The sequence below is a fragment of the Curvivirga aplysinae genome (genome assembly GCF_009711445.1).
In the GTDB taxonomy this organism is placed as follows: domain Bacteria; phylum Pseudomonadota; class Alphaproteobacteria; order UBA8366; family Aestuariispiraceae; genus Curvivirga; species Curvivirga aplysinae.
The window spans coordinates 1-8,639 of sequence record NZ_SMMC01000091.1; the positions used below are offsets into that span (position 1 = coordinate 1).

At 41.4% G+C, this 8,639-nt stretch carries 8 protein-coding genes; 5 read left to right on the forward strand and 3 right to left on the reverse strand.

All coding sequences use genetic code 11. The features are described from left to right. Nucleotides 1–166: 166 nt before the first annotated feature. Complete coding sequence (locus tag E1160_RS01960) at nucleotides 167–1,546, reverse strand: aspartate aminotransferase family protein (RefSeq protein ID WP_155153309.1); 1,380 nt, start codon at nucleotides 1,544–1,546, stop codon at nucleotides 167–169. 271 nt (nucleotides 1,547–1,817) lie between these two features. On the opposite strand from E1160_RS01960, the gene E1160_RS01965 reads away from it, so the two are divergent. Further along, the gene (locus E1160_RS01965) at nucleotides 1,818–2,090 is read left to right on the forward strand and encodes a protoglobin domain-containing protein (RefSeq protein WP_155153310.1); all 273 of its coding nucleotides are present in this window, start codon (nucleotides 1,818–1,820) and stop codon (nucleotides 2,088–2,090) included. A 5-nt stretch (nucleotides 2,091–2,095) separates the two neighbouring features. Further along, nucleotides 2,096–2,548 carry a CZB domain-containing protein gene (locus tag E1160_RS01970; protein WP_218048654.1) on the forward strand — a complete coding sequence of 151 codons (453 nt, stop codon included), beginning with the start codon at nucleotides 2,096–2,098 and terminating at the stop codon, nucleotides 2,546–2,548. A 59-nt stretch (nucleotides 2,549–2,607) separates the two neighbouring features. Here E1160_RS01970 and E1160_RS01975 read toward each other — a convergent pair whose 3' ends face one another. Further along, the gene (locus tag E1160_RS01975; RefSeq protein WP_155153312.1) at nucleotides 2,608–3,954 is read right to left on the reverse strand and encodes a glutamine synthetase family protein; all 1,347 of its coding nucleotides are present in this window, start codon (nucleotides 3,952–3,954) and stop codon (nucleotides 2,608–2,610) included. A gap of 334 nt (nucleotides 3,955–4,288) precedes the next feature. On the opposite strand from E1160_RS01975, the gene E1160_RS01980 reads away from it, so the two are divergent. The 3 genes from E1160_RS01980 (at nucleotide 4,289) to E1160_RS01990 (ending at nucleotide 7,319) form a co-directional block, all read left to right on the forward strand. Further along, nucleotides 4,289–4,627: a PilZ domain-containing protein gene (locus E1160_RS01980; protein WP_155153313.1), complete on the forward strand. Its 339-nt coding sequence runs from the start codon at nucleotides 4,289–4,291 to the stop codon at nucleotides 4,625–4,627. An 84-nt stretch (nucleotides 4,628–4,711) separates the two neighbouring features. Next, complete coding sequence (locus E1160_RS01985) at nucleotides 4,712–6,280, forward strand: M48 family metalloprotease (protein WP_155153314.1); 1,569 nt, start codon at nucleotides 4,712–4,714, stop codon at nucleotides 6,278–6,280. A 10-nt stretch (nucleotides 6,281–6,290) separates the two neighbouring features. After that, nucleotides 6,291–7,319, forward strand: a complete 1,029-nt coding sequence (locus E1160_RS01990; protein WP_155153315.1) for a hypothetical protein — start codon at nucleotides 6,291–6,293, stop codon at nucleotides 7,317–7,319. A gap of 95 nt (nucleotides 7,320–7,414) precedes the next feature. On the opposite strand, the gene ald is transcribed toward E1160_RS01990, so the two are convergent. After that, complete coding sequence (ald, locus tag E1160_RS01995) at nucleotides 7,415–8,533, reverse strand: alanine dehydrogenase (protein ID WP_155153316.1); 1,119 nt, start codon at nucleotides 8,531–8,533, stop codon at nucleotides 7,415–7,417. Between the last annotated feature and the right edge of the window lie 106 nt (nucleotides 8,534–8,639).

The window sequence follows — 8,639 nt, forward strand, 5'->3', positions numbered from 1 at the left end:
AAATAAAAGTTGAAAAGATTACGACATTTAGAATACCCCCTCCAACTCCCTTACCCCCCTCTTGATTTGAGGGGGTTTTCTTGTAAAGATGGAAATTGATAAAAGAAAAGGCCCCGGAATATCCGAGGCCTTTAATCTTTTTACACCAATCAAGTGATATAATGAATTACATCACCCCAAGGTCCTTAGCTGTCGCATCTAAACATTCACGAGCCGTATCAATCAAAAGATCAATCTCTTCTTTTGTTGCGATCAATGGTGGGGAAGCAACCATTACATCACCACAAGCACGCATGATCACATTACGTTTAAAGAAATGATCTCGACAAACGGTGCCCGCTCTACCTTCATTAGGAAACCTTGTACGCGCCTCTTTATCATTTGTAAGTTCGATTGCACAAACAAGACCAACGGAGCGTACTTCCCCAACGATTGGATGATCTTTTAGCTCTTCCAAACGTTTCGCTAAATACGGGCCAGTTTCATTTTTAACTTTTTCAACCAAACCTTCTTCTTCAATGATTTCCAAGTTACGCATCGCAACCACTGAAGCTACAGGATGACCGGAATATGTATAGCCATGGTTAAAATCGTCACCTGCTTTATAGAAAGCTTCCCATACACGATCACTTACACCTGTTGCAGAAATAGGTAAGTAACCAGAGGATAACCCTTTAGCCATTGTCATCAAATCAGGTTCAATACCAAATGTTTCTAACCCGAACCAATTACCTGTGCGACCAAAACCCGCGATAACTTCATCGCAAATCAACAAAATATCATGCTCTTTACAGATACGGTTGATTTCAGGCCAATATGTTTTTGGTGGGATAATCACACCACCGGCACCTTGGAATGGTTCACCAATGAAGGCAGCCACGTTATCTGCGCCAACTTCCAGGATTTTCTTTTCAACTTCTTTGGCTGCATGAAGACCGAATTCATCTTCGGACATATCACCGCCTTCACCCCACCAATAAGGCTGCATCACATGCTCAATGCCGCCGATTTCAAGACCTGCTTGCTTATGCATGCCGCTCATCCCACCTAGGCTGGCACCAGCAACTGTGGAACCATGATAGGCGTTTGTGCGTGAAATAATGATCTTCTTACTTGGTTTTCCAACATGTTGCCAGTAAGTACGAGCCAAACGTAGATTGGTATCATTCGCTTCTGAACCAGAATTGGAAAAGAACACATGGTTAAAATTATCTGGCAACAAAGAGCATAGTTTTTCTGCTAGTAATGCGGCTGGTGCTGTCGTTGTTTTGAAGAAAGTATTGTAATAGGCTAATTCTTTCATTTGTTCAGCGGCTAAATCCGCCAATTCATCACGACCATAGCCAATGTTTGTGCACCAAAGGCCAGCCATGCCATCAAGAATTTTTTCGCCATCAATATCATATAGGTAACAACCTTCACCACGTACAATTACACGTGCGCCACCGTCATTATCCAACCCTTTTGAATCTGTAAAAGGATGGAAATGATGATCGCTATCCGCTTTTTTAATCGCGGCTTTATCGTAATTTCTAATCTTATTCATAATCACACCTATATGTTTCCACATTTACATGAGGGGTGCCCCTCACCTCTTTCAAATTTCTTCAGAGACAGAACATCTCTATTTGTGATCACAATTACACCACCACCATATAAATTGCAAAAGAAATCGACAATGTGATCACATTTCAAATTTTTAATGAAAAATTGTGAATTATAGGCGTTTCACATCAGGAATTGTTCAAACATTGTTTTTTTGAAAAATACTTCTTAGAATACAATATATTCAATTCTTGTTAATTCTGGAGTGTAAAATGCCCAAAGTAAGTGTTTCCTCTCAAGATCTTAAGCAAATCTCTTCACTTTTACCGTCTATTGAAAAAGCGTTACCCCAAATTCTCGCAGATTTCTATAGATGGATAAATGCAACTCCGGAAATCAAGAATATACTTGATATAAGCACGAGTAAGTCAGAAGATTTAATAAAAGAACAAACCAATCATTGGATGCAGTTACTAAAAAACGGCCCAGATGACAACTTTCAAGAAAGAGAAAAAAACATAGGGCGTATCCATCATCAAATGTGAAATCTTTGAATACGATACGCCTTAGCATGAATGAAGTCGTCAGTGACATTGGGGCACAGTTAAATCAATTTTTTTCTTACGACCTACCGCATAAAGTCGTTCGCATTGCTAAATCCGACCATGTGATTTGGAAAAAACGTCTTGCAGATATGTTAGCAGGTAAAGAAAGCTTACGTGCAGGAGAATTAGCTAGCCACCGTGAATGTCGTCTCGGAAAATTCTACTATGGCCCAGATGCAGCTATGTATCGTAAATCTCCGGATTTTGCGAAATTGGAAGCTCCTCATGTAGAAGTCCATAAATGGGGCATTGAAGCTGTAAAACGCTACAACAATAGTGACGTTGCTGGCGCATTAGAAGCTGTTGAAAAAGTAGAAGAAGCATCTAAAGATGTTATTCGACTACTTGATAACCTTGCTAAAACACCGCTTAAATTTGAAGACACCCCCTCTTTCTAATAAGAGGCAATAAAAAAGGGAGCCTAATTGCTCCCTTTTTTAATTAAATATAAGTATTATCAAACATTCAGTAATAAATGCTCTCGTTCCCAAGAAGTTACCACACGATGATGTAATTCCATCTCGAAATGCTTCACTTCCTGAATGTTCTTGATCACACGTTCCCCCAACATATCTTTCAATGGGCGCGCTGAATTCATCTTATTCAACGCATCCCCAAGATGACGCGGCAAATTGAATTTCAAGCGATACGCATCCCCATCAATCGGCTTTGTTGGCTTACGATTTTCCTGAATGCCTAACAAACCACAGGCAAGTGTTGCCGCCATCACCAAATACGGGTTTGCATCCGCACCAGGCAAACGGTTTTCAACACGACGAGCAACTGGTTCGCTATCTGGAACACGAATACCAACAGTTCGGTTGTCATATCCCCAATGCGTATTAATCGGCGCGTCTGTATAAGGAGAAATACGACGATAACTGTTCACATTAGGCCCAAAGAAAGGCATTGCCGCCGGACAATATTTCTGAAGACCGGCAATATACTGCATCAGATATTTGGAATTTTTACCTGTCTTGGTCACAAAAATATTTTCGCCGGTTTCCGCATCCACGATAGATTGATGGATATGCATGGAAGAACCCGGCTCATTATGATACGGCTTTGCCATAAAGGTAGCGTAGATATTATGTTTGAAAGCAGCCTGACGCACAGTACGTTTAAACATGAAAACCTGATCCGCTAAAGACAGCGGATCGCCATGGTTAAAGTTAATTTCCATCTGTGCAGAGCCTGCTTCGTGGATCATGGTATCCACATCCAGATTGGATCGCTCACAAAATTCATAAATATCTTCTACAACAGGGTCGAATTCATTTGCAGCCTCAATACCGTAAGCTTGACGACCATACTCGCGACGTCCGCTCAAGCCAATGGGGGCTTCAAGATTTTGTTGTGGATCTGTATTCTTATCAATGAAATAGAACTCAAGTTCCGGTGCGACTACCGGTTTCCATCCTCTTTCATCATACATTTTCAATACGTTTTTCAAGATGGAACGTGGTGCAATATCGACCAAAGATTCGCCATCTAAATAATATGCATCGCAAATCACCTGTGCTACAGGTTCATCATACCAAGGTACAATTTGCATTGTTGCTTCGTCTGGAACCATCAAAATATCATTGTTGGTTTCATCTACGACTTCGGATTCATCACAGAAATCACCTGTCACTACCTGATTAAAAATCACTTCAGGTAAACGAAGGCCTTTGTTGCTTAATCCGCTTAGAAATTTGTCTGCGGGCAGGATCTTACCACGCATGATACCTGTAATATCTGGTACCAAACATTCTACTTCGTCAATTTTGTTCTCACTGATCCAATCGTGAAGTTTTGACATCAATCACCATTTTGGTTGTTTCATATTTGTGATCACATTATTATCTAATTAAATAGAGATTTCAATAGATGATCATAAGGGAAGATGAACTGTCCCACATAAAAATCAACAGGTGGCTGTGAAATGGGAAAAAAGAATTACAAAAGAGGACCTTAAAAAGTTCCTTAAAAAGCATCCGGATTTACAAAGCATTGATATGAGATCCGTCTAGATAAATATTATGAAAGTATGACTTTCCTACAGCCAAGAATGTCTCAAATCTTACAAAATTGTTGTGTTAACGTGCAAATCATCGCACAACTATACATAAATTAAGTTATTTTCTGGAATTGGCATGTCACAGACATACTTACATTCATGGACACCAACTGGTGACAAACGCAAAGATAAACGCGTTGAAACCGCCCTTCCTGTTGTAGTCGGCAGTTTAACAGGTACGGCTATTAATATTAGTATGGGTGGCATGGGTTTTACACCTGATGGTTTGGGGCTCGTTCCGGGTATGGAAACGCATTGCATCTTAAAATTCAGTTCTGGTCCAATTACTCTGGGCTGTAAGGTCATTCATGCCAATCGTGATATGTCTGTATTTGGTGTTCAGTTTCTTGGGTTAGACAAGGAAGCCTTTGAAAAAATTCAATTTTTGATCACACATCCCACCAAAGGGTTGTAAATTTACATTATTTAGATTTGTCATTTGCCATGTAAATGCCTTATTCTTCGCCTAATTTATTGATACTATGCGTAAGTTGGGGATATGGCATTGAACAACGTCATCAAAGCTGGATTATTAACAATAACACTGACTATTCTTGCGGCCTGTGGCACCAATCCGGTAACAGGGCAACAAGAGTTTCAACTGGTCTCTCAGGCTGAAGAAATCAACATTGGTGATAAGCAATATCCACCAACCAAACAAGCGCAAGGGGGGGAACTTTCTGAGTTCAAAGACCTCAACGCTTATATCAATCGGGTCGGAAAAAAAATTGCAAAACATAGTCATCGCCCTGATTTACCTTACGAATTTGTAGTCTTGGACAACGCTGTGCCAAATGCTTGGGCCCTACCCGGTGGTAAAATTGCAATCAACTGGGGCCTCCTCCTTGAAATGGATGATGAAGCGGAACTTGCCGCCGTTTTAGGACATGAGATTGTGCATGCTACTGCGCGTCATGGTGCAAAATCCATGGAACGAGGAATCGCGGCACAAATTGCTCTGGCTGGTGTGATGATCGGCGCGGCAACAGCCGACCTAGATGGTGGTGTTGAAAAGGTACTTCTAGGTGGTACCATGTTAGGAAGTCAGTTGATCCTCACCCGATATGGTCGAAATGCTGAATATGAGTCAGACAAATATGGCATCGAATATATGGCAGCAGCTGGTTATGAACCTGCTGCTGCTGTTCGTCTTCAAGAAACCTTTGTCCGGTTATCAGGTGATAAGAAATTGAGTATCGTTGATGGATTATTTGCCTCCCATCCTCCCTCTCAAGATCGCGTTGAAAGAAATAAAGTTACGTCTACCCAGTTTGATCAATATGAACCTAAAGATGGATGGATTGTAAACCGAGCGGAATATCAAAAAATGATTGAACCAATCCGTTCACTGAAGAAATCAAATGAGAAAATTGAGCAAGCCAGTGTAAAAATCAAAGATAAAGACGCATTCGCTGCGTTAAGCCTCATTGATCAAGCGGAGGAACTATCCCCTCAATCAGCGACCCCACATGCAATGCGGGCAATCGCATTGGAACAACAAGGCAAATACCGAGATGCAGAACGTGAGATTAACAAAGCACTTTCTATACGTGGTGATTACTTCCAATTCTACGAGCTAAAAGCCAAAATAGCCGAAGAGCAAGGCGACACAACTACTGCATTAACATCCCTTCAAACCGCGAACAACCTTCTACCGACAGCAAGCAATAGCTATGCTTTGGGAAATTTAAATTTAGCAGCTGGGAATAAACAGGCGGCTCAACAATATTTTTCTGCCGTTGCAAATTCAAACTCTCAAGATGGTCGCGCTGCAGCACGAAAACTTGCAAAACTTGAAATTGCCCAGCAGCCAGGAAAATATATCCGTATTCAGGGACAACTTGACCAGAATACCCGTCTATATGTCGGTTTCCAAAACAGAAGCCCGCTTACTATTCGTGATGCTTTATTAGAAGTTAGCCTACCGGATGGAAGACGTGCATCCGTGCAACTTCCTCAGCCTATTGCCTCAGGAAAAGCAATTTCTATTCCGACGCAACTTTTGAATGTAGACGCTTTTAATGCGCAGAACATTCGTGTTCGCGTTACTAGCATCGTTACAGACTAAGTGAAATATAATGAGAATTGATATCGACAAAGCTTTACGCGAAGGCATCTTAACTGAGGGACAAGTGATTGCCCTAAAGGAAATGAACCAACGTAAAACAACATCTTCGGCTCTATCAGATCAAGATGAAAAGATCGGATTGATCAAAGGCTATAATGATATTTTCATTACCTTGGCCATCCTTCTATTAGCTTTTGGGGTTTATCTGGTTTCCCCGGATGATTTAAACGGTATCTTCATTGCTGCATTAGGTTGGATTTCTGCGGAAATCTTAAACAGGAAATATCGATCTATATTACCTATGATGGTATCGACTGCTTTGCTGGCGGGTATGATTGAAGTTTTGCCAATCGATTTATTAACCGATTTTGGTGATGCGACTGATTTCAGCATAATTCCATATACGCTAATTCCATTAGCTATTTTGGTAGCAGCTTATTGGCGCTTTAAATTACCCTTCACCCTTGCGTTGATAGCTACTAATCTTGTTATCACCACAATGATCTTGATGCTAACAGCCGCATGGAAGGTTTTAGGCATCAGTCTTTATGACAACGAATATCTGGTGCAACTATTTAGTTTCCTCTCAGGTGTCGTCGTCTTTATCTTTGCAATGCGGTATGATTTATCAGATCCAGAACGCATCACACGACGTGCCGATTGCGCTTTCTGGCTTCATATAATTGCTTCTGCCTTGATCATCCATGGCGCCTTAGGGCAAACACTATCCAATGTTGAAGATAGTTCCATCTTGCTCGTAGGCTGTGTATTGCTTTTCATCCTTGTTGTTGCTCTGCTGATCAATCGAAAATCGCCAATTGTTGCTAGCCTTATTTACGCAGGATCAGCAATTTATTTTGTCACAGAAAATGCTGTATCCAGTGATGGTGATATTTCTTTGGCAATCACCACGATTATCTTGGGTATTGTAATGTTTGCGACCAGTATCTTCTGGCATCAACTGCGTTACTTTATTATGAGTTTTATTGAGGATACGAAGCTGGGTGAAAAACTTCCTCCTGCACATGCACCTGAATAAAAAGCCAAATTTACCCATAAGAAAACCCCTTATCTTTTACAAGATAAGGGGTTAGTTCTACTTACAGGAAAATACGATCAAATCGTATTTCGGGCTTATAAACCAATCGCCTGTTCCGCAGAGACATAATCATATCCCAGCGTGTCAGCAACAGCTTTATAAGTTACTTTGCCTTCGTGGATATTCAAACCATTGCGAAGATGTACGTCCTCCGCCAAGGCCTTCTTATAACCACGATTTGCAAGTTGGATTGCGAAAGGCAATGTCACATTGTTCAACGCGAATGTAGATGTGCGTGCCACACCACCTGGCATATTCGCCACACAATAATGAACGACACCTTCTTCAATATAAGTTGGATCCGCATGCGTTGTTGCACGGGATGTTTCTAGACAACCACCTTGATCAATCGCAATATCAACCACAACTGCACCATCGTGCATTTTTTTCAATAGATCACGCTTGATCAATTTTGGCGCCGCTGCTCCCGGGATCAACACAGCACCGACAACAAGATCAGCTTCACATGCTAATGTTTCCAACGCATCAACTGTTGAGTATACGGTTTTTGCTGTGCCTTTAAACACATCATCCAAATAGCGCATGCGGTCAACATTACGTTCTAGAATAGTAACATCAGCCCCCATACCAACAGCCATACGCGCCGCATTGGTACCGGAAACACCACCACCAATAACAAGAACCTTACCCGGTGCGACACCGGGTACGCCACCTAGCAATGTACCACGACCACCTTGTGCTTTTTCCAATGCATGTGCACCTGCTTGAATGGACATACGACCTGCAACTTCACTCATCGGTGCCAATAGAGGCAAACCACCGCGGGTATCTGTCACTGTTTCATAAGCAATCGCAACACAACCAGACTCAATCAAACCTTTTGTTTGTTCTGGATCCGGTGCCAAATGAAGATATGTATAAAGCAACTGACCTTCGCGCAGCATTTTACATTCAACTGCTTGAGGCTCTTTCACTTTCACAATCATATCTGCACGTGCGAAAACTTCTTCCGCAGTGTCAACAATTTCTGCACCAGCAGTGCGATAAGCATCGTCATTAAACCCGATACCGGCACCTGCTTTTGTTTCAATAATCACCTGATGGCCGTGATGAATCATTTCACGAACGGAAGATGGCACCATTCCTACACGGTATTCATGGTTTTTGATTTCTTTTGGTACACCTACCAACATGGCTTGGTCTCCTAATTATCCCAACTGAGTTTTCTCAATTTATTTGTGGTAACTTAATTATAAGTTTTTCTTATAGGCTTTATAAATGTGATCACATTTATAAAGC

Coding starts and splice junctions, on each gene's coding strand:
- E1160_RS01960 (WP_155153309.1), bottom strand. CDS start 1,546: ATGAATAAGATTAGAAATTACGATAAAGCCGCGATTAAAAAAGCGGAT.
- E1160_RS01965 (WP_155153310.1), top strand. CDS start 1,818: ATGCCCAAAGTAAGTGTTTCCTCTCAAGATCTTAAGCAAATCTCTTCA.
- E1160_RS01975 (WP_155153312.1), bottom strand. CDS start 3,954: ATGTCAAAACTTCACGATTGGATCAGTGAGAACAAAATTGACGAAGTA.
- E1160_RS01980 (WP_155153313.1), top strand. CDS start 4,289: ATGTCACAGACATACTTACATTCATGGACACCAACTGGTGACAAACGC.
- E1160_RS01985 (WP_155153314.1), top strand. CDS start 4,712: ATGGCATTGAACAACGTCATCAAAGCTGGATTATTAACAATAACACTG.
- E1160_RS01990 (WP_155153315.1), top strand. CDS start 6,291: ATGAGAATTGATATCGACAAAGCTTTACGCGAAGGCATCTTAACTGAG.
- ald (WP_155153316.1), bottom strand. CDS start 8,533: ATGTTGGTAGGTGTACCAAAAGAAATCAAAAACCATGAATACCGTGTA.